Source organism: Ornithinimicrobium sp. CNJ-824 (assembly GCF_001942405.1).
Lineage (GTDB): Bacteria > Actinomycetota > Actinomycetes > Actinomycetales > Dermatophilaceae > Ornithinicoccus > Ornithinicoccus kibberensis.
Window position 1 is genome coordinate 30,922 of the sequence record NZ_MKKA01000013.1, and the last position, 21,761, is coordinate 52,682.

A 21,761-nucleotide genomic window follows, 5' to 3' on the forward strand; every position below is an offset into this window, starting at 1 on the left:
TTTGATCCTTGTCAACGTCAGTTATCCGCATGTTATCTTCCGTTTTGTGGACAAAGTCGTGGCGGCGCAGGTGGAACCGGGTCCCCGCGCCCGGAGCAACGACCGTGCCGTCCTCCAGGTCCTCGAGGACCGGCCCCAGCTGACGCGGCAGCAGATCGTGGAGGCGACAGGGTTGTCCCGCAGCACGGTCGCCGACGTGGTGGCCCGGATGGTGTCCGCCGGCCGGCTCGCAGAGAGCCCGTCGGCCCCCGCCGGACGAGGTCGGCCAGCCCAGGTGCTGCGCCTGGCCGACCCGCAGGGGTTGCTGCTCGGCCTGGCCTTCGGCCACAACAACCTGGCGGTGGCGGTGGGGGACCCCTCGGGCCAGATCCTGCGAGAACGCGCGGTGGACGCGAGCGTGGACCACGACCCCCTCAAGACCCTGGACCTCGCGCTCCAGGTGTCCAGGGAGCTCCTGCAGGAGGAGGGCAGCGACCTGGACGACGTGGCGCACGTCGCGGCCGGCATGCCCGGACCCCTGGATCACGAGGGGGTCCTCCAGATTCCGTCGCTCCTCGGGAACGGCCAGATCATGGAGCCCGCGAAGGCCCTGCGGGAACTCTTCGGCAGACCCGTGCTGACGGTGAACGACACCGTCCTCGGCGCCTACGGCGAGATGCAGGTCGGAGCTGCCCGTGGGGTCGACACGTTCATCTTCGTCAAGGCCTCGCACGGTGTCGGCGCCGCCCTGATCGTCGGCGGCAAGCTGCACCGCGGCAGCACCGGGCTGGCCGGTGAGATCGGGCACACCCGGCTCAGCGGCGCCACAGGCCGGTGCCGGTGCGGGAACGTCGGCTGTCTCGAGACGATGTCGGGCATCGAAGGCCTGGCCCGCGAGCTCCCGGCTCCCTACGGTCAGGACTCGCTCTGCCGGCCGAGCGTCGGGGACCCGGTGGTGGACCGGGTGATCACCGACGCGGGCCGGTCGGTCGGGGCGACCCTGGCTCCGATCTGCAACCTCCTGAACCCCTCCCTCATTGTCACCGGCGGACTGCTCGGCAGCGGGCATGCCGAGGCGTTCGTCAAGGGGATGCGAGAGGGCATCGACGGCTCGACCCAGCCGGCCATCGCCCGGGCCGTCGACGTGGTGCCGTCGGCCCTGGGGATCCGGGTCGAGCGCGTGGGAGCAGTCCTGCTGGCCCGACGGGAGGCGTTGGCCGCCAGCAGCCAGCTGTAACCGGGGGACCTCAGGGCACGAGCGGCTGCTTCGTCTCGCAGTCGATCGGGGTGTAGTGCCGGCCCTGGTCGTCCACGTAGGGACCGCCGACGTAGGCCCGGCACCCCGTGTACCCGGCTCCGGGCTGGCTCGCCGGAGGCGGCGGGGGCGGAGGAGCCGGCTGCGGGGCGGGTTGGGGCGCGGGTTGCGGCGCGGGCTGCGGTTGGGGTGCGGGCTGCGGCTGCGGGGCCTGCTGCTGCGCGGCCCGTCGCTCCGCCTCCGCCCGCTCCGCGGCAGCACGCTCCGCCTCGGCCTGCTTGGCGGCGGCACGCTCCGCCGCCTCCCGTTCGGCTGCCGCCTGTCGCTCGGCCTCCTCTTCCGCAGCCTTCTCCTCCGCGGCCTTCTCCTCGGCCGCGCGCTCCTTCTCGCGCTGGGCCTTGACGGCGGCGGCGTGCACCGCCTGGGCGCGCGTCCGCATACCCCGCACGTCCTGCCGCAGCCGGTCCAGCTCACCCGTGGTCAGGCCAGCCGCGGCCAACGAGTCCGGCTCGACGTCCGCGAGCAGCACGAGCAGCTCGTCGGCCGCCTTCACCGCCTCGGTGGCCGTCTCCTCCGCCGCGGCCGGGTCCGTCTGCGCCGCGTCCTCGGCCTGAGCCATCTGGTCCTCGACCTGCTGTGCCCGGGCCGCGAAGGTGCACTCCAGCCCGGGGTCGTACATCCCTCGACCCGCTGCCTGGGCCTCCTCCAGCGCCGCCTCGACGTCGTCGAGGAAGAGGTCGTTGGGCGCGAAGTAGACCGGCACCCCCAGCCCCGCCCGGGCGATCTCGGCATTGACCAGCGAGTCGTCGAGGAAGACCCCGGCCAGGTCGCGGCCGTAGCGGTCGGTGCGTTCCTGGTCGTACTCGAGCTCGACCTCGGTGCCTGCGGGCAGCCGGTCGGCGAGGAACGCCGTGGCCTCCGGCCCGAGGCACTCGACGGCCTTGCCGGGGTGCTTGGTCTCGGGGGTGTCGACGTTGAGGAGGCGCACGCGGACCGTCTCGCCGCCGCGCAGCACGTCGAGGGTGTCGCCGTCGACGACCCGGTGGACGGTGACGAGTTCCTCGTCCACCGCGGAGTTGGCCGTCATCCCCACCGCGACCGTGACACCGAGTCCGAGCACGGCCGTGCCGAGCAACCACTTCATACCGTCTGCACCACTGCTTCTCCGCGCCCGCGCCGGCCTCTTCGACCTGCGGCCGCTCCGGCGACCGGGCCCGTGCGTCGGGCCGAGGTCCATAACTACACGACGGGACCGACGACCCCTGCGGGCGGGGCCCCGCACCACCCCTCCGACCCCGCACAGGAGCACAATGGAAGCAGGAGCCTCATCGGGGTGGCGCCGGGAAGGACGGGGACCATGACGTCCCTCAGCGACCGTTACGTCCACGCCGTCGTGCGACGGCTGCCCGCCGAGGAACGGGCCCACGTGGGGCAGGAGCTACGCTCCACGATCGGGGAACGGGTGCGGGCTCGGACGGGGCCCGACCCCGGGGAGGTCGAGCGGGACGTCCTTGTCGAGCTGGGCGACCCGGAGCGGCTGGCGGCGACCTACGCCGGGCGCGAGCTGCACCTCATCGGCCCGGCCGTCTACCCGCTCTGGCGCCGCGTGCTCCTGCTGCTGCTGTCGTTCGTGCCCGCGGTGGTGGCACTGATCACGATACTGGCGACCGTGATCGACGGCGAGCGCAACCCGTTCGTCATCGTCGGCGAGGGCCTGGGGACCGCGCTCATGACGGCCGTCCAGGTCACGTTCTGGGTGACCCTGGGCTTTGCGATCGCGGAGCGCAACGAGCAGGCCCGGCCCGGGCTGGAGGGTATGGAGCGCGGGTTCGCCTGGAACCCCGACCGGCTCCCCTCGGAGGCCGAGCGGGACATCCCCCGGTCGGAGTCGATCGCGGGGCTGGTGTTCGCCTCGGTCGCGGGCATGCTCGTGGCGTTCGGCCCCAACCCGACGATCCCGGTCGGGGACGAGCGGGTCCCGCTGTTCACCGAGACCGCCTACGCCGGGCGCTGGATGCTCGTCGTCCTGACGCTGGCGTGGGCCGCGGTCGAGGTGCTCAAGCTCTACCGGGGCTACTGGTCGTGGCCGGCGGCGTGGTTCAACGTCGCGCAGAACGCCGCGCTCGTGGCCCTCGTCGCGTGGTGGGTGTATGCCGACGGGCTGGTCAGCGAGCGCCTGCTCCAGGCCGTGCCGGCCGGGGACCCGCAGCTGTGGCGCACGATCCTGGTCGTCGTGGTTGCGGTCATCGCGACGTGGGACTCGGCGGAGTCGGTCTGGAAGGCCCGGGCGCACGAGCAGGCTGTCGCGGGAGGCTGACGCTTACCAAGTCTTTACCTGTGGACAACGGATTCTTGGGCTGCCCTCGGGCAGACTGGCTCGGTCCGTTCGCCCGCGGCCCGTGCGTGGCTGCAGACCCTGGAGGGGATCCTTGAGACGCACCGTGATCGTCGCCGTGTCCGCGCTGCTCGTCCTGAGCGCCTGCGACACGACCTCGGAACCGTCAGCACCACCGACGAGCGAGGACGCGCTGACCACGGCGACGGCCGAGCCGCCAGCGCCGGTGGAGGACGCCGAGGTCACGACCGAGCCTGAGCCGACGAGCGAGGAGCCGACGGAAGAGGCGGCTGCGATGGACCAGACGGAGGAGGGTGCGCAGGCGTTCGTCGAGCACTACGTCGAGGTCCTAGGTCGAGTGCACGCCGAGGATGGTGACATCGAGGAACTCCGCTCCTTAGGTTCGTCTACGTGTGAAACTTGCGCTGCCTTCGTAGGCGCCGCGGAACAGCGCCGGTTCGGCCATGAGTACGTCCGGCTGCGTCGCGCCGAACCCGTCCTTACGGGGGAGCAAGCCAGGGTCGAGACCACCCTCGAGCAGGTCACAGACGGGGCTGAAGTCCCCGCCGTCTTCGAGTTGATTTGGGAGGGCGGCCGGTGGCAGGTCGCAGAGATTCAGCTCTCGTCGCGCTGATTGGATTCACGGTTCTGGGTCTCTTCGGCGAGACGGCACAGGCACAAACGGGCCCGTTAGACCCGTGTCTCGAGGACGGAGATCTTGCTGCGTGTCTGGAAGAGGCGGGCGGTGTAGACGTCGGCTTGACCGTCGAACAGACCCAGGCTCTTGCCGACTCCTACCCTCCGGCCGCCTCCGCCGAGTCACCCGTCGCCTGGTACGACTACGTCGCCGTCATCGACTGCATCCCGCCCAACTCCCCCGAGCGTCCCCGGCTGGAGATCTGCGGGTTCGCCGTGACCTTCTGCGAGGAGAACGTCCCCGACTCCAGCGGGCCGCGCTCGATCATCTACCGGCGCACCGGCTACGCCGACGGCACCGACCCCACCTCGTGGGAGCCGATCGGCCCGACCTGCTACACCGACTCCGTCCCGGCACGCAGCGGTGAGCCGGCGGTCGAGCTGACCGAGGCGATGATCGTCGAGCAGTTCCACCGCACCGACTTCGCCCTCCCCCAGACGGTCATCCAGCCGCCGGACGGCACCGCCCTGGTCAACCTGCCGGTCTACTTCGAGCTGGCCTGGCCGGACGCCGGCTTCTCCCCCGCCGAGGTCGACACCACGACCCTCGTCGGTCGCCAGGTGCGCATCCGCCCCACGCTCGTCGGCGCCACCTACGTCACCGGCGACGGCACGACCGTCGGGCCGACCACCAGCCTCGGCGGCCCCTACCCCGACGGCGACGTCACCCACACCTACGACCAGCCGGCGGACGTCGCGCCCCACATTACGGTCGAGTACGGCGGCGAGGTCAGCGTCGACGGCGGCCCGTGGACCACCATCCCGAGCACCGCGACGGTCGACGGCCCGGCGGTCGACCTGCAGGTGCTCACCTCCCGCAACCGGCTCTACTCCGACTGACGCTCCACCGTCGGCTCCGTCAGTGCACGGGCCACGGCCGCGACGAAGCTCTCCCGGAAGCCCTGCGCGGCAACCAGTCCCGGCACCATGTCGGCCGCGTGCGGCATGCCCGGCACGACGACGAGCTCGAGTGGCACCCCCGCGTCCCGGAGGCGCTCGGCATACCGCACGTCCTCGTCGTGGAAGAGGTCCGCCGAGCCCACCCCCACCCAGGCCGGTGCGAGCCCGGTGAGGTCCGTGCGCCGGGCGGGCACGGCATACGACCGGTCCTCGCGGGCACGGACCTCGTGACCGAGGTACCACCCCCACGCGTCCCGGTTGTGCGCCGGCGTCCACACCATCTCCCCCCCGTCCGCCGTGGTCCTCGCGCAGCACCGTGCGGTCGTCGAGCATCGGGTAGACCAGCCCCTGGAACGCCAGCGGCACCCCGCGGTCGTGGGCCAACTGCGCCACCGACGCGGCCAGCCCACCACCGGCACTCGCCCCCGCGACCCCGATCCGTGCCGGGTCGACGCCCAGCTCGGCGGCCCGCTCGTGCAGCCACGTCAGCGCCGCCCAGCAGTCCTCGACCGCGGCCGGGAACGGGTGCTCCGGCGCCAGCCGGTAGTCCACGCTCACCACGAGCAGCCCCAGCTCGCGCGCCAGCCGGTCGCAGAGCCGGTGGTCGATCCACGGGGCACCCATGACCATCCCGCCACCGTGGATCCACACGAGCGCGCCGGACGGGCGTGCCCGGCCCGGGGTCTCGTAGCGGTATGCCGTCACCTCCGGTCCCCCTCCCGTGCCGGGGAGCGTGGTCCGACGGCCGGTCCCCGACGGCACCACCCGGTCGAGCAGCCGCTCGATCCGGGGGCGACGCCTCGGCGGGCGGGGGTCGTGCGGCCGGTCGAACACCGGCCACCACGGGCTGCGCCACTCGGGCGGCAGCGACTCGCGCGCCGGGCGCCGTCGGGACCTCACGCCAGCTCCGGGTCGTCGTCGTCCGGCCGGTAGCGCGGGCCGACCAGCATGCGGACCACGACCCACCCCAGCACGACGAGGAACGCACCGGTGGCCGCCAGGAACCACCAGCCCGGCACCTGCCCTCCGGGTCGGTGGGCGGCATACCCCATGAGCACGTCCATGCCCACGAGCAGCAGGACGGTCGCGCCGACGATGAGCATCAGGTCCTCCCGCACCAGGCGCTCGAAGCGCACCAGACGACGGGGCGTCTCCAGCCACCACTCCTTGTAGGGAGCGTTGATCCCCTGCGGCCAGACGATCGTCAGCCGGGACAGCAGGAGCAGCGGGTAGGCGAACACCAGGGGCCCGACCACCGCGAACCCCAGCGCGAACTCCCGGCTCGACCACCCGTCCGGCGTGCCCCCTCCCGACCAGTGCGTGGGGACCCGCTCGGGCAGGGTCGCGGCCATCCAGGCCAGTGTCACCAGCCACGCCACCGTGGCTCCGAGAAGCAGCAGCCGCGGCAGCCACCCGGCGGGCTCACGGGCCATGAGCCGGGCTTCCCGGGCCACCTGCCGGCGCCGCTCCTCCCGCTGCTGCCACGACTCCCCTGAGCCCCCGACCATCCCTGCTCCTGTCGTCCCGAGATCCACCTGCACCCCGAACCTAACCCCTCTACGCTGGGCCGATGACGACTCCCCCACCCGGTCCGGTGCGTCTCGAGGCACCAGGGGTGGTCCTGCGCGCCTTCGGCCCCGGGGACGTCGACGACCTCCGGGCGGCGTTCGCCGACGAGGAGATCGCCCGGTGGAACCCGGCCCCGACCGGCCCCGACGCGATCGGCCGCTTCATCGCCTCGCGCAACGACTGGAGCGAGGCCGACCAGGCGTCGTGGGCGGTGGCCGGCCCCGACGACCGACTCGTCGGCTCGGTCTCGATCTACAAGATCGACCCGGACCAGGGCGACGCCGAGGTCGGCTACTGGACCGGCCCGTGGGCGCGCAGGCAGGGGTATGCCGTGCGCGCCGTCACCACCGCGTCCCGGTTCGCCTTCGGGGAGCTCGGGCTGCGCCGGCTCCACCTGTTCCACGCCGTGGAGAACGACGGGTCGTGCGCCGTGGCGCTGGCCGCCGGCTTCCGGCACGAGGGGACGCTGCGGGAGTCCTACCGCTACGCCGACGGCGTCCACCACGACGAGCACCTGCACGGGCTGCTGGCCCGGGACCTCGGGATGGGCGTGGACGGATGACGCTGCGACCCGTCCACGAGGGCTCGCCGGCCGACTGGCTCGGAGAGCGCGGCCGGCCCTGGCCTCGGCTGTCGCTGTTCGGCCCGGTGGGCTTCGAGGCCTACGCCCGGCTGCGGTTCATCCCCGACCCCACCCGTCCGGGGCAGTCCGAGAACGACCACGACGGCGGGGACGACCTCCCCCGGGAGCTGGACCAGCTGCGCACGGTCGTCGAGGTGCTGCGACGGCATACCCGCACCCCCGACGAGGCCTGGCACTGCCTGTGGGACGGCTGGGGCGACCTGCACGCGGGGGCCACCGTGGTGACGACCCTGCACGACGACGGCCGGGTCGAGAGCCGGCCCGGGGAGCCGGCCTTCGCGCCCGACGTCCTCGGCGCTCCGACGGTGCACCACCCGCACCGCAGCTACCACCTCTTCCGCGGGCCGCTGTCGGACCTGGGCGACTGGGGCGCGGCGCCGATCGCCCCCGACGCGCCCCGCGCCGACCTGGTGCCCTCGTTCGTCTGGCCGGACGACCGGGCGTGGTGCATCGCCTACGACACCGACCCGCACTGGGCCGGGATCGGCGGGACCCGGGAGGCGGTGGAGGAGCTGGTGGCCCTGGACGGCGTCGACGTCGTCCTCGCGGACCCCGAGGAGCGGCAGCCGTTCTACGACGGCTGAGGTGCTGGTCGGGGCTGCTCAGCAGTCGGCGAGGTCCTCCCAGGTCCCCACGAAACTCCCGTCCTCCGCGCCGATGAGCACCTCGCCCGGCTCCAGCCCGGCCACGCCCTCGAGGGTGAAGTGCACTCCGGGAAGGTTCTCGACGTCGCCCTCGGGGTAGGCCTGGACGATGTAGCCACGCCCCGGCTCCAGCTGCGGGGGGTCCTCGGCCGCCGAGGGGACGAACACCTGCTCCTCGCGGTTGCGCTCCCCCAGGTCCCAGCGCCCGACCTCGGGGTTCTCCTCGTCGTCGGCCAGCCCCTCGCGGTCGGCGTGCATGACCACGGAGGTGACCTCCTCCTCGCCGCAGCTGTCCCAGACGACGGCCAGGTCGCCCTCGACGGACACGACCCCCGTCCGCCCCACCGTCTCGAAGCCGCCCGGGGCGATGCAGCCCGCGGCCAGCATCCCGACCGTCAGCCCCGTCGCCAGCGTCGTCACCCTGCGCATGCCCGACCGTAGCGCCACCTTCTCGGCCGGCGCCACGGGAGCGACGTGGGGGTCCGACTGGCCCGGTGCACGCCAGGCATCGTCCGTCCCTCGGACGTGACGTGAGGTTGGGGCGACCGACATCGGCGTGCACGGCGATGAAGGTCCGACGGACCCAAGGTCGGGTCCGTAGAGACGCCCTACTCGTCCACGGGCAACCCGTTGAGCCATTCCACGATGCGATCTGCGGACTGCTCCTGACCCAACCGACTGGTGTCCAGCCGGAAGTGCCGGTGCTGACCCAGCAGACGCCAGCCCGGCAGGTCGTCCCGTCCAGGGCTGTCGTCCGTGTTCATCACGTGGCGTTCCATCTCGCGCACGTTGGCGTCGGACCAGTCCAGATCCCGCTTCGACCGCTTCTCCGCCAACCGGTGCTCGGTGCGGTTGCGCCCGAGCCGCGTCGGCAGGTCGGCGGCCAGCTCGACGAAGGAGACGACCGCTCCCCGGTCCACGTAGGGGGCGATCTGCAGCGACAGCTCCTCGACGTCCTCCTCCAGCTCCAGGCCCCACACGTAGGTCAGGACGAGGTCCGTCCCGAACGCTGCTGCCTCCTCGACGACCCGCTGGCGCATCTCCCGCAGCAGCCGCACGAACGGCGGCGTGCCGTAGTCGAAGACCTCGAGCAGCGGCTCGATCAGGGCGTGGTTGTGGAGAAGGCGGAACCCGGTGCGCTCGACGACCCGTCGGCCGATGGTCATCTTGCCCACCGCCGGCGGCCCGAAGATCACGACAAGGTGCACCGGCCCAGCCTGACACGTCGGGTCGGGCGACCGTGAGCGACACCGCCCACCCGCCCCTGCCGTGCGGCCGGGCGGGTGGGCGGTGGTGGCGTCAGGTCAGCTCCGGCGGACGTGCGCGTCCTCGCCGGTGACGGCGGCGATGTCGTCGTCGGCGGTCACCAGCAGCCGTTCGGCCAGGTGCCGCAGGGCGCGGCCCGCAGCCACCTCGTCGCCGATCTCCGGGACGACCGGGTCGTCGGGCGCGCGGTGGCTGTCCCCTTCGGCCTTGAGGTGCTGCGGGGAGTCGCCGAGCAGCACCGCCTGCGCGTGGGTGTCGTCGCCGGACTCGTAGATCGAGACTCGGACGGTCCACTCGCGCACGTGGCCGGGCTGCCCCGGGCCGGTGGCTGCCGGCCGCCCGGCGGGGGCCGCCGAGCCGCCGTCCGTGGCCGCCTGCGCAGCCGCGGCGTCCCCGGCGCCCTGACCGGCGTCCTCGTGGCGTTCGGAGACGTGCAGCACCGACCCGGGCCCGGGGAACAGCAGTCCCGTGTGCCCGTCGGACCACTCCACGACGTACGGCGGACCGCCGTCCTCGCCGCGGACCTCCACGACCCGCCCGTCCCGCGTCGCTCGCCCACGTGGGTGGCGGCCAGAACGATCCGGGCTCCCGGGAAGGCCCTCATGACCGCGTCACCGGCACGGTCCGTGCCCCGGCCTGCTCCTCGGCGATCGGCACCTTCACCTCGAGCACGCCATCGGTGTAGGACGCCTCGACCGCGTCGCGTCCGCGCCCGGGGGCAGGGTCACGCTGCGGCGGAAGGAGCCGTAGTGGAACTCCTGGTGGTTGCGGTCCTTCTTCTCCTCGCGACGTTCGCCGCTGATGGTGAGCACGTCGCCCTGGACGGTCACCTCGACGTCCTCGTCGGAGTCCAGGCCGGGCACCTCGGCCCGCAGCACGTAGCTGCCGTCCTCGACGAAGTCCTCGACCCGGACGTACGGCGCCAGCCCCACCCCCTTGCGTCCCTTGGGTCCAGCGAGGTCCAACCACTCGAGCATCTCGGCGAGCGGGTTGGTCGTGCGGGTCAGCTCCTTGCTCATCGTTCCTTCTCCTGCTCCGGGGCGACGTTGCCCCACCTCCATTGTCCGCCGGTCGGGGACGACACGCCAGGGACCGACCGCTGGAAGGCGCCCGGATGTGAGCAACCAGACGCCGCTACCACCCCCGCCCGGTCCGGACGCGCCATACTTCCCCATGGACACCATCGACGACGCCGTCGCCGCGATGGACCGCCTCCTCGACCGGTCCCTGGCCACGCACGACCCGCGCGGCTTCTTCACCTGCGTCTACCGGGCGGTGACCGTGCGGGTGCGCGACGGGATCCGAGCCGGTGAGTTCGACGACGGCGAGCGGATGGAGCGCTTCGACGTCGAGTTCGCCCGGCTCTACCTCGACGCGGTGCGCGACCACGGCCGCGGTCGCCCGGTGCGGGCCTCGTGGGCGGTCACCTTCGACGCACCCAGCCGCGGCACGCTGGCGCTGCAGCACCTGCTGGCCGGGATGAACGCCCACATCAACCTCGACCTCGGCCTGGCCGCCGCGACCGTCCAGCAGGGCCGGCCGATCGCCGACCTGCGCGACGACTTCGAGCGGATCTCCGACGTGCTGGCCGTCATGGTCGACCGGATGCAGGAGGGGCTGGCCAGGGTCTCGCCCTGGACGGCCCTGGCCGACCGGGTGGGCTGCCGCTTCGACGAGTGCCTGTCCGCGTGGTCGATCTCCTACGCCGCCGGCGGGCGTGGGACTTCGCCGAGCTCCTCGCCGGGGCCGGCGACGGCCACGGCCCCCTCGTCGAGGAGCAGGACCGGCGCGTCGCCCGGCTCGGGGAGCAGCTGCTCCACCCGGGTATGCCGCTGCGCTGGGTGGTCGCGGCCGCCGCCGCCCGCGAGCGGCGCGCCATGCGGGAGATGCACGACCTGCTGCTGCAGCCGCTCTGAGACCCGGCCGCAGGCATACCTCGCGGGGTCCCGTGGTTGACGCCTGCATGCCCACCTCGAACCGTCGTGTCCCCCTGTCCGTCCTCGAGCTCGCCCCCCGGTCCCAGGGGATGACCCCGCGGGACGCGCTGGCGGCGTCGACGCAGCTGGCGCAGGAGGTCGACCGGTTGGGCTACCACCGGCTGTGGGTGGCCGAGCACCACGGGTCGGAGGCGTTCATGGCGTCGGCCACCTCGCTGCTCCTGGGGCACCTGGCCCAGCACACCGAGCGCATACGGCTGGGCTCCGGCGGCGTCATGCTGCCCAACCACTCCCCGCTCATGGTCGCGGAGTACTACGGCACCCTCGCCACGCTCTACGGCGACCGTTTCGACCTGGGCCTGGGCCGCGCGCCCGGCACCGACCCGATGACCGCCGCCGCCCTCGCGCGGGGCAGCGGCCAGCTCAACGACTTCGCCGCCGACGTCATGGGCCTGCAGGCCTACCTGGGCGACCCGCGGCCCGACGCCCGGGTGCGCGCCATCCCCGGCGAGGGCACCCACGTGCCGCTGTGGATGCTCGGCTCCTCGACCGGCGGCGCCCAGGTGGCGGCCGCGCTGGGGCTGCCGTTCAGCTTCGCCTCGCACTTCGCCCCCGACCAGATCCGTGAGGCGTTCCTGGTCTACCGCGACCGGTTCAACCCCGACGCCGAGACCGCCCAGGTGGACCGGCCGACGACGATGGCCGGCGTCAACGTGCTCGTCGCGCCGACCCAGGAGGAGGCCGACTTCCTCTTCACCTCCGCCCAGCTCATGGCGATCCGGATCCGCAGCGGCCAGCCCGCCCCGATCGACCCGCCGGTGCAGGACCTGTCCGAGGTGGTCCCGGCGCAGCTGATGCCGCTGGCGCAGGCGCACCAGGCCGTGCGGATGGTCGGCACGCCGGACGTCGTCGTGGACCGGCTGGAGGAGTTCGCCGCCGAGCACGAGCTGGACGAGCTGATCGTGACGACCTACACCTACGACCCGCAGATGCGGCGCCGCTCCTACCGGCTGCTCGCCGAGGCGTGGGGTATGGAGAGCGCGCCCGCCGGGGCGGACCAGGTCGGCGCCAGGGCCTGACGGCCCTTGCCACCGGTCCCCTCCGGTGGGACCGTGGACGGATGGGCACCCGCCGGAGGCCGCTGACCGCCCGCGAGCTCCAGCTCGCGGACGGCATGGACGACTGGCGCGCGCTGGGCTGGGGTGCGGTCGCGTGGTTCGAGGCACCGTCCATGCGGTCGGGGGCCGCCCTCGTGCGCGCGGTCGTCGACGTCGCCGGGGCCCGGTTGCCCGACCTGGACCTGCGGCCCGGCGGTGTCCGCGTGCAGCTGCGCCGTCCCAGGGACGGCTACGGCCCCGAGGACCTCGAGCGGGCGCGGGCCGTCTCCGCGGCCGCCGCCCGCCTGGGGCTTCGTGCGGACCCGGCGGGGGTGCAGGACGTGCAGCTGACGATGGACGCGCTCGACCACGCGGCGGTCATGCCGTTCTGGCAGGCGGCCCTGGCTACGTCCCCGTCGGCGAGGAGGACCTCGTCGACCCGGGCCGGCGCCTGCCGTCGATCTGGTTCCAGGAGCAGGACGAGCCCCGGCCGCTGCGCAACCGGCTGCACCTGGACGTCGTCGTCCCGCAGCCGGTGGCGGCGGCCACGCTCGCCGAGGTCCGGGAGCGCGGGGCCGGCGCGTGACCGAGCACGGCTACTACGCCACGGTCGCCGACGCCGAGGGCAACGAGGTCGACCTGCTCCCGCTCGTGGAGGGTGCCGACCGGTGGGAGGGCCCGGAGACCGAGGACTGGCGCCTGGTGTTCTCGGCGATGGCCTCCTACGTCGCGCCGGGCGCCGGGCCCGCCGCAGAGCTGGCCGGGGCGGTGGCCGGCCTGGCCGACGACGCCGGCCTGCCGCTCGGGGTGGACCTGCGGGCCTCCCCCGACGGCGAGGTCGCCGTGACCGTCGACACCGGCAAGGACCGCTGGGAGATGGACGAGGGCTACCGGCCGCTGGCGGCCCAGGTGCAGCAGGCGGCCCGCGACCTCGGGCTGCGGCCGGACGTCGACCGTCCCCGGTTCGTCCAGGTGGGCATCGACGCCGTGGACATCCCGGCGGTGCGTAGGTTCTGGGCGGCCGCGCTCGGCTACGTCGAGGACCCCCGGCCGCACGTCACCGACCTGGTCGACCCGCGCGGGCTCGGCATACCGTTCTTCCTCCAGCCGACGGAGGCCGACGACACCGCCCGTCGGGCCCAGCGCAACCGGATCCATGTGGACGTCTTCGTACCGGACGACCGGGCGCGGACCCGGATCGAGGCGGCCCTGCGGGCCGGCGGCCGGGTGGTCCGGGACGCCGACGCGCCGTTCGGGACGACCATCGCCGACCCGGAGGGCAACGAGGTCGACATCGCCGTCGAGGTCGGCCGCGAGGAGGGATGACCGGACCGGCACTACGGTGGTCGCCGTGCCCGCGCCGACCACCTCCCCCGCCCCGCTGCTCGGCCTGCTGCCGGCCGTCGGGGTCTCCTTCTCGGCGTTCCTGCTCTTCGCGCTCATGGTGGGCTGGCCGGGGCACGTCGTGCTCGCGCTCAGCCTCGCAGCGGCATACCTGATCCACCGTCCCCTGTTCCGGGACCTGCTGCTCATCGGGATCGGCATCACCATCGTGTCGACGACCTCGGTCGAGGCCGACATCAGCTGGCCGATGTTCTTCCGCCTGGGCGTCGTCCTGGGGGCCGCGGTGCTGGTGCCCGTGCTCGTCGACCGGCTGGTCTACCGGCGCGAGCCGGCCATCCGGTTCCCGTGGTTCACCGGTCGGCGGTGGACAGGGCTGCAGTGGGCCTACGTGGTCGCGGTGCCCGTGCTGGGCTGGCTGATCCTGCCGTCCTACTTCATCAACTCCGGGGCGTACCAGAACTGGCCGCCGATCCAGACGCCCAGCGAGTTCGGCCGGTTCTTCGTCGGGGTCAACGTGGTCGGCCTGTGGGACGAGCTGTTCTTCATCTGCATCTGCTTCGCCCTGCTGAGCCGGCACTTCCCGCTGTGGCAGGCCAACGTGCTGCAGGCGGTGATCTTCGTGTCGTTCCTGTGGGAGCTGGGATACCGCTCGTGGGGGCCGCTGCTGACGATCCCGTTCGCGCTGCTCCAGGGCTGGATCTTCACCAGGACCAAGTCCTTGACGTACGTCGTGATCATCCACCTGCTCTTCGACGCCGTGGTCTTCCTCGCCATCGTGCACGCGCACGACCGCAGCATCTTCCCGTTCTTCGTCTACTGACACGGACGCGGGTGGCCGGACGCTTGCCAGGTCGGGCGCCACAGGCGGATGATGGTCGTTCGTGGGTGCCTCCTGGACCCGGCCCGCGCGTCTGGTGACCGTCGCGTTCGCCGTGGCGGCCGTCGCCGGGACGGTGCTCCTGCTGCTGCCCGCCTCCCGGACGCCGGGGTCACCGGCCGATCCCATGGTCGCGGCCTTCACCACCGTCTCGGCGCTGTGCGTCACCGGGCTCATCACCGTCGACACCGCGACCTACTGGACGCCGTTCGGGCAGGCGGTGATCCTGGCCCTCATCCACGTCGGCGGTGCGGGGGTCATGGCGCTGGCCACGCTGCTGGCCCTCACCGTGCGGGGGCGGCTGGGGATCCGTGGTGCGCTGGTCGCCCAGGCCGAGACGCACGCCAGCTCGCTCGGCGACGTCCGCCGGGTCGTCGGGCGCATCGTCCTGGTCATGCTCGTCGTCGAGAGCCTCGTGGGGGTGGTCCTCACGGCCCGCTTCCGGGCGGGCTACGACCTGGGGTGGCCGAGCGCCCTGTGGCACGGCGTCTTCCACGCCGGCTCGGCGTTCAACAACGCCGGGTTCGCCCTGTGGACCGACAACCTCATGCCGTTCGTCGCGGACGCCTGGATCATCCTGCCGCTGGTCGTCGCGGTGGTGCTGGGCGGTCTCGGCCTGCCGGTGCTGCGGGAGCTGCGTCGCGGGTGGCGGCGTCCGTCCCGGTGGAGCGTGCACACGCGGCTGACCGTCAACGGCAGCCTCGTGCTGCTCGCGGTGGGCACCGTGCTGTTCTGGCTGTTCGAGTCCGGCGCCGGCGGCACCCTGGCGCACCTGGGGCCGGGCGGCCAGGCCCTCGGTGCCGTCGCCGGCGGCGCCTTCCCCCGGACGGCGGGCTTCAACGCCGTGGACTACGCCCTCGTCAGCGACGAGACGGAGACGGTCACCACCGTGCTGATGTTCATCGGGGGCGGCAGCGCCGGGACGGCCGGCGGCATCAAGGTGACCACCTTCCTGGTGCTGGCCTACGTCGTGCTGGCGGAGGTCCGTGGTGAGCCGGACGTGAGCATCGGCCGCAGGCGCATCGCCACCTCCGTCCAGCGTCAGGCACTGGCGGTCGTCGTGCTGGCGCTGACCCTGGTCACCACCTCGCTCGTGGCCGTCATGGCAATCACCGACCTGCCCGCCATCGACCTGACCTTCGAGGTCGTCTCGGCCTTCGCCACGGTCGGGCTGTCCACCGGGATCACCGCCGACCTGCCGCCCTCGGCGCAGGCCATCCTCATGGTCCTCATGTTCGTCGGCCGCGTGGGCAGCATCACCGTCGCCTCCGCCCTGGCCCTCAACACCCACCACCGTCACTACCGCCTGCCCGAGGAGCGCCCCATTGTCGGCTGACCGCACCCCCCTCCCCCGCCGTGCCGCGCACCGGCGGCCCGCCCGTCGGCACGCCGACGTGCTCGTCGTCGGCCTCGGCCGCTTCGGCTCGGCCGTCGCCGAGTCGCTCGTGCGGCAGGGCGTCGACGTGCTCGCGATCGACGAGAACCCCGACCGCGTGCAGCGGTTCGCCGAGGACTTCACCCACACCGTCCAGGCCGACGCCACCGACGGGGAGGCGATGCGCCAGCTGGGCATCGGCGACCTGGACGCCGCCGTCGTGGCCATCGGGTCCGACATCGAGGCCAGCGTGCTGGCGGTCATCACCCTCGTGGAGGCGGGCGTCCCGGAGATCTTCGCCAAGGCCATCACCCGCAAGCACGGCAAGATCCTCACCAGCATCGGCGCCCACCACGTCATCTACCCCGAGCTGATCATGGGGCAGCGCGTGGCGCACATGGTCACCGGCGGCCTGCAGGACTACCTGGAGCTCGACGACGGCTTCGCCGTCGCCCGCTCGGCCGCCCCGCCGCAGACCTGGGACCAGGACCTGGCCACATCGGCGCTACGGACCCGGCACCGCATCACCGTCGTCGGGGTCCGCCGCGCCGCCGGCGGGTTCGTCCACGCCGCGCCGGACACGGTCGTCCACGCCGGGGACGACCTCGTGCTCGCCGGGCGGACCGAGGACGTCGAGCGGTTCACGGCACTGACGCGCGGGGTTCGCCAGGACCGCGACCGCTGACGGGTCGAGGCCCCTGCCCCCACCGCCCCACCGCGCCCGTCGGCGGGACCGGCCCACCTGAGAGGATGAGGTCGTGGCCATCGGGAGCCCGACCGAACGCACGATCCCCCCGCACCTCGCCGGGGCGGGAGACCTGACGCAGCAGCTCGGGGTCGACCCGGACGTCGGGCTGAGCAGCGCCGAGGTGCAGGCCCGCCTGGCCGAGCACGGCCCCAACGAGCTGCGGCCCAAGGACCCGGTGCCGCTGTGGCGACGCATGCTCGCGCAGTTCCAGGACCCCCTCGTCTACCTCCTGCTCGTCGCGATCGCCGTCTCCGTCACCGCCTGGGTGATCGAGGGCGCCGAGGGGGCTCCGGTCGACGCGATCGTCATCGGCGCGATTCTCACCCTCAACGCCGTCCTCGGCTTCGTCCAGGAGGCCAAGGCCGAGAACGCCGTCGCCGCGCTGGCCACGATGACGGCTGCCAGCTCCTCGGTGCTCCGCGACGGCCGGCCGACCGAGCTGCCGTCCGCCGAGCTCGTTCCCGGCGACATCCTCCTGCTCAGCGAGGGCGACGCCGTCGGCGCGGACGCCCGCCTCCTGGTGACCACCGGCCTGAAGGTGCAGGAGGCCGCGCTCACCGGCGAGTCCTCCGCCACCGTCAAGTCCGCCACGGCCCTCTCCGGCGAGGTTGCCCTCGCCGACCGCGTCAACATGGTGCACAAGGGCACCGCCGTGGTCGAGGGCGTGGGTCGTGCGGTCGTCACGACGACCGGCATGCGGACCGAGATGGGCGACATCGCGGCCCTCCTCGACCGCACCGAGCAGCAGCCCTCCCCCCTGCAGGTCGAGATCGCCCGGGTCTCGCGCACCCTGGGCGCCCTGGTCATCGGCATCGCGGTCGTGGTCATGGCCACCCTGGCGTTCGTCCAGGCGCCGACTCCGCGCAGGAGTGGGTCACCATCCTCCTGCTCGGGGTCTCGCTCGCCGTCGCCGCGGTGCCCGAGGGCCTGCCCGCGATCCTCTCCGTCGTCCTCGCGATCGGGGTCCGGGCCATGGCCCGGCGCAACGCGGTCATGAAGCACCTGCACTCGGTCGAGACCCTCGGCTCGGCGTCGGTCATCTGCTCCGACAAGACCGGGACCCTCACCCGCAACGAGATGACCCTGCGGACCATCGTCACCGCCTCCGGCCGCGTCGAGCTCTCCGGCACGGGGTACGCCCCGATCGGCGAGGCCGTCCTCGTCCCTGACGCCGACGGCGACGACGACGAGGCCCTCCTCGTCGAGGCGCGGCTCGTGCTCATCGGCGGGTCCATCGCCAACAACGCCACCGTCATCGAGCAGGACGGGCAGTGGGTCGTCCACGGCGACCCGACCGAGGCCGCCTTCCTCGTCGCCAGCTCCAAGCTCGGGGAGGTGCCCGAGCGGATCGGGCACTACGAGCGCCGGGCCGAGGCGCCGTTCACCTCCGAGCGCAAGATGATGTCGGTCCTGGCCCACCACGACGACCGCGCGGAGAGCCGGATCTACACCAAGGGCGCGGCGGACGTCCTCCTCGGGCGCTGCGTCGCCCAGCGCCACGGGGACGAGATCGTCCCCCTCGACGACGTGGCCCGCGCGAGGATCACGCAGGCCGTCGAGGAGCTCTCCGCCGAGGGCTACCGGACGCTGGGCGTGGCCTACCGCGTCGCCGACGAGGGGGAGGCGGCCAGCCCCGACCAGGACGTCGAGCACCACCTCGTCCTCGCCGGCCTGGTCGGCATCATCGACCCGCCGCGGGAGGAGGCCAGGGCCGCCGTCGCCGCGGCCCGTCGCGCGGGGGTGCGCACCATCATGATCACCGGCGACCACCCGGCGACCGCCCAGCGGATCGCCACCGACCTCGGCATCATCACCGAGGGCGCACGGGCCGCCGCCGGCGTGGAGCTGGAGCGGCTGGACGACGAGGCCCTCGTCGACCTCGTCCGTGAGGTCAGCGTGTACGCCCGCGTCGCCCCCCACCACAAGCTGCGCATCGTGGACGCCCTCCAGCGCGACGGGCACGTCGTGGCGATGACCGGCGACGGCGTCAACGACGCACCGGCGCTCAAGAGCGCCGACATCGGGATCGCCATGGGCATCACCGGCACCGAGGTGACCAAGGAAGCCAGCCGGATGATCCTCGGCGACGACAACTTCGCCACGATCGTCGCGGCGATCCACCGCGGGCGGATCATCTTCGACAACATCGGCAAGTTCCTGCGCTACATGATGTCCTCCAACCTGGGCGAGGTCGTCACTGTCTTCTTCGGCATCGTCCTCGCCGGCGTCCTGGGGCTGCGCGACACCGCGAACCCGGACGCGCTCGTCGTCCCGCTCCTGGCCACGCAGATCCTGTGGATCAACATGGTCACCGACTCCGTGCCGGCGCTCGCCATGGGCGTCGACCCCGAGATCGACGACGTCATGGCCCGCCCGCCACGCCGGCCCGACCGTCCGATCCTCGACCGCCCGATGTGGGCCCGGATCCTCTTCACCGGGTTCCTCATGGGGGCGGTCACCCTGCTGACGATGGACCTCTTCCTGCCCGGCGGGCTGATCGAGGGCTCGGAGTCCTTCGACATGGCGCGGACGGCCGGGTTCACCACCCTGGTCCTCGCGCAGCTGCTCAACGCGCTCAGCTCCCGCTCGGCGGCCCAGAGCTCGTTCCACCGGATGTTCCGCAACCCCTGGCTGTGGGCGGCGATCGGGCTGGTCGTCGCGCTGCAGGTCCTCGTCGTGCACGTCCCCGTGATGCAGCAGGCCTTCACCACCGTCCCCCTGACGGGCATGCAGTGGCTCGTCTGCCTCGCGATGGCCTCGGTCGTGCTGTGGGCCCAGGAGGTCGTCAAGTTGGCGCAGCGCGGGTGGGTTCGGCGTCGTCCCGAGGCGGCCGCCGACCCTGTGAGGCCCTAGCCCTCCACGGCCAGCACGAGCGGCAGGACGGCGTCGGCCCCGGCGAGCCGCAGCTCACGCGCCGCGACGGTGAGGGTCCACCGCGAGTCCACGACGTCGTCGACGAGCAGCACGGGCCCGCGGGTCGAGGCGAGCGCCTCCTGCAGCTGCGGCCCCACGCCGAGCCGGCCCCAGACGTTGGCCAGCCGGAAGGCGCTGTTGCCGCCCGGCTCGCCGACCGGGCCGCCGTGGACCAGGTCGAGGCTGCCCAGCAGCGGCAGCCGGCCGATCGAGCTGATCTGCTCGGCCAGCGAGCCCACCACCGCCGGACGGCGCCGCGACGGCATGGCCACGACGCCGACGGGACGCTCCACCCAGTCCCACCCCGACAGCACCTGGACCACCGCACGGACGACGTCCTGCGGCACCGGTTGTCCGGCGACCAGGGCCGGACCGAGCTCCGGGTCGTCGGGCACGTCCGGGTCGGGCCGGGACTCCCCCGCCACCAGCACGGCCCGCAGGCGTTGCCCCCACCCGAGGTCGGAGAGCCGGGCCAGGGCCCGCCCGACGCCGGCCTGCTCCTCCGGCCGGATCTTGCCCTTGACGTCCACGCCGAGGCGGGGCATCCCGGTCGGCCACTGCCCGCGCGGCTCGACGGGCACGCCCACGGCACCGAGCCGGTCCTTGGCCGACCCGACCGACTCCTCGGGGATCTCGGTGGGGAACCACGTCCCGGCGCACCGGTCGCACCGCCCGCAGGGCTCGGCGGTGCTGTCGTCGAGGCACTCCTGGAGGAAGGCCATCCGGCACCCGTCGGTGGCCTGGTAGGCCAGCATCAGCTCGGCCTCGCGCACCCTCGCCTCCGCCACCCGGGTGTAGCGCTCCTTGTCGTAGACCCACGGCTGCCCGGTGGCCGTCCACCCGCCCTGGACCTTGGCGACGGCCCCCTCGACGTCGAGCACCTTCAGCAGCAGCTCCAGCCGGGTGCGCCGCACGTCGACCACGGTCTCCAGCGCCGGCGTGGACATCGGCCGCCCCGCCTCGGCGAGCGCCGCCAGGACGGCGTCGGCCTGGTCCTGGCGGGGCATGGAGACGGTGGCGAAGTAGTTCCAGATGTCGCGGTCCTCCGAGCCCGGCAGGAGGAGAACGTCGGCCCGCTCGGTGGCACGGCCGGCACGGCCGACCTGCTGGTAGTAGGCCACCGGCGAGCTGGGCGCCCCCAGGTGCACGACGAAGCCCAGGTCGGGCTTGTCGAAGCCCATCCCCAGGGCGCTCGTGGCGACGAGGGCCTTGACCTGGTTGTCCCGCAGCCCCCTCGAGCCGTTCGCGGTCCTCGGTGTCGGTCCGGCCGGTGTAGGCGGCCACCTCGTGCCCGGCGCCGCGCAGGGCCTCGGCCACGTCCTCGGCCGCCGAGACGGTCAGGCAGTAGATGATCCCGCTGCCGGGCAGGGTCTCCAGGTGGGCCAGCAGCCAGCCGAGCCGCTGCTCGGGGGACAGCCGGGGCAGCACCCCCAGCCGCAGGGACGCCCTGGCCAGGGGCCCGCGGATGGTGCGCACCTGCGAGCCACCGACCCCGAGCTGCTCGACGACGTCCTCGACGACGCGCTCGTTGGCCGTCGCCGTCGTCGCCAGCACGGGCGTGCCCTCCGGCAGGGCGTCCAGCAGGGTCCGGATCCGACGGTAGTCGGGGCGGAAGTCATGACCCCAGTCGGAGATGCAGTGGGCCTCGTCGACGACGAGCAGCCCGCAGCGCCGGGCCAGGTCGGGCAGCTGCTCGTCGCGGAAGCGCGGGTTGTTGAGCCGCTCGGGGCTGACGAGCAGGACGTCGACGCGGTCCTCGGCCAGCGCCTGCCGGACCTCGTCCCACTCGGTGGCGTTGGCGGAGTTCATCGTCACGGCCCGCACGCCGGCCCGGGCGGCCGCGGAGATCTGGTCGCGCATCAGGGCCAGCAGCGGCGAGACGATGACCGTCGGCCCGGCACCCTGGGCCCGCCGCAGGGCGGTGGCCACGAAGTAGACGGCCGACTTGCCCCAACCGGTGCGCTGGACGACCAGCACCCGTGCCCGGTCCTCCACCAGCGCCGTGACGGCCTCGAGCTGCCCGTCGCGGAACTGCGCGTCGTCCCGGCCGACGAGCCGCCGCAGGGCCGCCTGCGCCTGCTCGGGCAGCGGCGCGCCGGGGTCGACCTGGTGCTGGGGGCGGTCCACGTCTGCCTGGCTGGTCGTCATCCCCCGACGGTAGCCGCCGCGGCCGACAGCCCCCG

General features: G+C 73.3%; 21 protein-coding genes and 2 pseudogenes. 14 read left to right on the forward strand and 9 right to left on the reverse strand.

Annotated features, from left to right (window positions below):
- Positions 1–46 precede the first annotated feature (46 nt).
- A complete protein-coding gene (locus tag BJF81_RS07120; RefSeq protein ID WP_158068630.1) occupies positions 47–1,216 on the forward strand; it encodes an ROK family transcriptional regulator in 1,170 nt (389 codons plus the stop codon).
- A 10-nt stretch (positions 1,217–1,226) separates the two neighbouring features.
- Here the strand turns inward: BJF81_RS07120 and BJF81_RS07125 are convergent, their stop codons facing one another.
- Complete coding sequence (locus tag BJF81_RS07125; protein WP_075957750.1) at positions 1,227–2,378, reverse strand: thermonuclease family protein; 1,152 nt, start codon at positions 2,376–2,378, stop codon at positions 1,227–1,229.
- 213 nt (positions 2,379–2,591) lie between these two features.
- On the opposite strand from BJF81_RS07125, the gene BJF81_RS07130 reads away from it, so the two are divergent.
- The 3 genes from BJF81_RS07130 to BJF81_RS07140 all read left to right on the forward strand — a co-directional run bounded on the left by BJF81_RS07130 (position 2,592) and on the right by BJF81_RS07140 (position 5,105).
- On the forward strand, positions 2,592–3,551 hold the full coding sequence (locus BJF81_RS07130; RefSeq protein WP_075957751.1) for a hypothetical protein: 960 nt from the start codon (positions 2,592–2,594) through the stop codon (positions 3,549–3,551).
- 124 nt (positions 3,552–3,675) lie between these two features.
- The gene (locus BJF81_RS07135; RefSeq protein ID WP_075957752.1) at positions 3,676–4,203 is read left to right on the forward strand and encodes a hypothetical protein; all 528 of its coding nucleotides are present in this window, start codon (positions 3,676–3,678) and stop codon (positions 4,201–4,203) included.
- A gap of 125 nt (positions 4,204–4,328) precedes the next feature.
- Positions 4,329–5,105, forward strand: coding sequence for a hypothetical protein (locus BJF81_RS07140; RefSeq protein WP_075957753.1), 777 nt, complete (start codon positions 4,329–4,331; stop codon positions 5,103–5,105).
- On the opposite strand, the gene BJF81_RS20305 is transcribed toward BJF81_RS07140, so the two are convergent.
- From BJF81_RS20305 to BJF81_RS07150, 3 genes and pseudogenes are all read right to left on the reverse strand, one after another.
- Positions 5,093–5,446, reverse strand: coding sequence for an alpha/beta hydrolase fold domain-containing protein (locus tag BJF81_RS20305; RefSeq protein WP_269087318.1), 354 nt, complete (start codon positions 5,444–5,446; stop codon positions 5,093–5,095). The two genes, BJF81_RS07140 and BJF81_RS20305, sit on opposite strands and share 13 nt — an antisense overlap.
- Positions 5,447–5,540: 94 nt before the next feature.
- A pseudogene (locus BJF81_RS20310) lies at positions 5,541–5,795 on the reverse strand (alpha/beta hydrolase fold domain-containing protein); the annotation flags it as partial.
- Between the two features lie 266 nt (positions 5,796–6,061).
- On the reverse strand, positions 6,062–6,673 hold the full coding sequence (locus BJF81_RS07150; protein WP_075957754.1) for a DUF1648 domain-containing protein: 612 nt from the start codon (positions 6,671–6,673) through the stop codon (positions 6,062–6,064).
- 62 nt (positions 6,674–6,735) lie between these two features.
- Between BJF81_RS07150 and BJF81_RS07155 the strand changes: the two genes are divergently transcribed.
- A complete protein-coding gene (locus BJF81_RS07155; RefSeq protein ID WP_075957755.1) occupies positions 6,736–7,296 on the forward strand; it encodes a GNAT family N-acetyltransferase in 561 nt (186 codons plus the stop codon).
- Complete coding sequence (locus BJF81_RS19345) at positions 7,293–7,961, forward strand: hypothetical protein (RefSeq protein WP_075957756.1); 669 nt, start codon at positions 7,293–7,295, stop codon at positions 7,959–7,961. Before BJF81_RS07155 ends, BJF81_RS19345 begins: the two co-directional genes overlap by 4 nt.
- Before the next feature lie 18 nt (positions 7,962–7,979).
- On the opposite strand, the gene BJF81_RS07165 is transcribed toward BJF81_RS19345, so the two are convergent.
- The 4 genes from BJF81_RS07165 to BJF81_RS07185 all read right to left on the reverse strand — a co-directional run bounded on the left by BJF81_RS07165 (position 7,980) and on the right by BJF81_RS07185 (position 10,306).
- The gene (locus tag BJF81_RS07165) at positions 7,980–8,450 is read right to left on the reverse strand and encodes a hypothetical protein (RefSeq protein WP_143780715.1); all 471 of its coding nucleotides are present in this window, start codon (positions 8,448–8,450) and stop codon (positions 7,980–7,982) included.
- A 179-nt stretch (positions 8,451–8,629) separates the two neighbouring features.
- Complete coding sequence (locus BJF81_RS07170; RefSeq protein WP_075957758.1) at positions 8,630–9,229, reverse strand: AAA family ATPase; 600 nt, start codon at positions 9,227–9,229, stop codon at positions 8,630–8,632.
- A 96-nt stretch (positions 9,230–9,325) separates the two neighbouring features.
- Positions 9,326–9,817 (reverse strand): dsRBD fold-containing protein, encoded by a 492-nt coding sequence (locus tag BJF81_RS19350; protein WP_237770091.1) that lies wholly within the window; start codon positions 9,815–9,817, stop codon positions 9,326–9,328.
- A gap of 129 nt (positions 9,818–9,946) precedes the next feature.
- Positions 9,947–10,306: an Hsp20/alpha crystallin family protein gene (locus tag BJF81_RS07185; RefSeq protein WP_158068631.1), complete on the reverse strand. Its 360-nt coding sequence runs from the start codon at positions 10,304–10,306 to the stop codon at positions 9,947–9,949.
- A 154-nt stretch (positions 10,307–10,460) separates the two neighbouring features.
- On the opposite strand from BJF81_RS07185, the gene BJF81_RS07190 reads away from it, so the two are divergent.
- From BJF81_RS07190 to BJF81_RS07220, 8 genes are all read left to right on the forward strand, one after another.
- Positions 10,461–11,243 (forward strand): DUF5995 family protein, encoded by a 783-nt coding sequence (locus tag BJF81_RS07190; protein ID WP_075957759.1) that lies wholly within the window; start codon positions 10,461–10,463, stop codon positions 11,241–11,243.
- 7 nt (positions 11,244–11,250) lie between these two features.
- Positions 11,251–12,303 carry an LLM class flavin-dependent oxidoreductase gene (locus BJF81_RS07195; protein ID WP_075957760.1) on the forward strand — a complete coding sequence of 351 codons (1,053 nt, stop codon included), beginning with the start codon at positions 11,251–11,253 and terminating at the stop codon, positions 12,301–12,303.
- Between the two features lie 600 nt (positions 12,304–12,903).
- Positions 12,904–13,647 (forward strand): VOC family protein, encoded by a 744-nt coding sequence (locus BJF81_RS18560; RefSeq protein ID WP_143780716.1) that lies wholly within the window; start codon positions 12,904–12,906, stop codon positions 13,645–13,647.
- A gap of 25 nt (positions 13,648–13,672) precedes the next feature.
- Complete coding sequence (locus tag BJF81_RS07205) at positions 13,673–14,485, forward strand: CPBP family intramembrane glutamic endopeptidase (RefSeq protein ID WP_075957778.1); 813 nt, start codon at positions 13,673–13,675, stop codon at positions 14,483–14,485.
- Between the two features lie 61 nt (positions 14,486–14,546).
- Complete coding sequence (locus BJF81_RS07210; protein WP_075957761.1) at positions 14,547–15,878, forward strand: TrkH family potassium uptake protein; 1,332 nt, start codon at positions 14,547–14,549, stop codon at positions 15,876–15,878.
- Positions 15,868–16,602: a potassium channel family protein gene (locus tag BJF81_RS07215; RefSeq protein WP_237770092.1), complete on the forward strand. Its 735-nt coding sequence runs from the start codon at positions 15,868–15,870 to the stop codon at positions 16,600–16,602. The genes BJF81_RS07210 and BJF81_RS07215 overlap by 11 nt, the downstream gene beginning before the upstream one ends.
- Positions 16,603–16,675: 73 nt before the next feature.
- Positions 16,676–17,662 carry a P-type ATPase gene (locus BJF81_RS19355; protein ID WP_143780717.1) on the forward strand — a complete coding sequence of 329 codons (987 nt, stop codon included), beginning with the start codon at positions 16,676–16,678 and terminating at the stop codon, positions 17,660–17,662.
- On the forward strand, positions 17,581–19,518 hold the full coding sequence (locus BJF81_RS07220) for a cation-translocating P-type ATPase (RefSeq protein WP_237770093.1): 1,938 nt from the start codon (positions 17,581–17,583) through the stop codon (positions 19,516–19,518). Before BJF81_RS19355 ends, BJF81_RS07220 begins: the two co-directional genes overlap by 82 nt.
- Here the strand turns inward: BJF81_RS07220 and BJF81_RS07225 are convergent.
- A pseudogene (locus BJF81_RS07225) lies at positions 19,515–21,726 on the reverse strand (RecQ family ATP-dependent DNA helicase). The gene BJF81_RS07220 and the pseudogene BJF81_RS07225 overlap by 4 nt on opposite strands.
- Between the last annotated feature and the right edge of the window lie 35 nt (positions 21,727–21,761).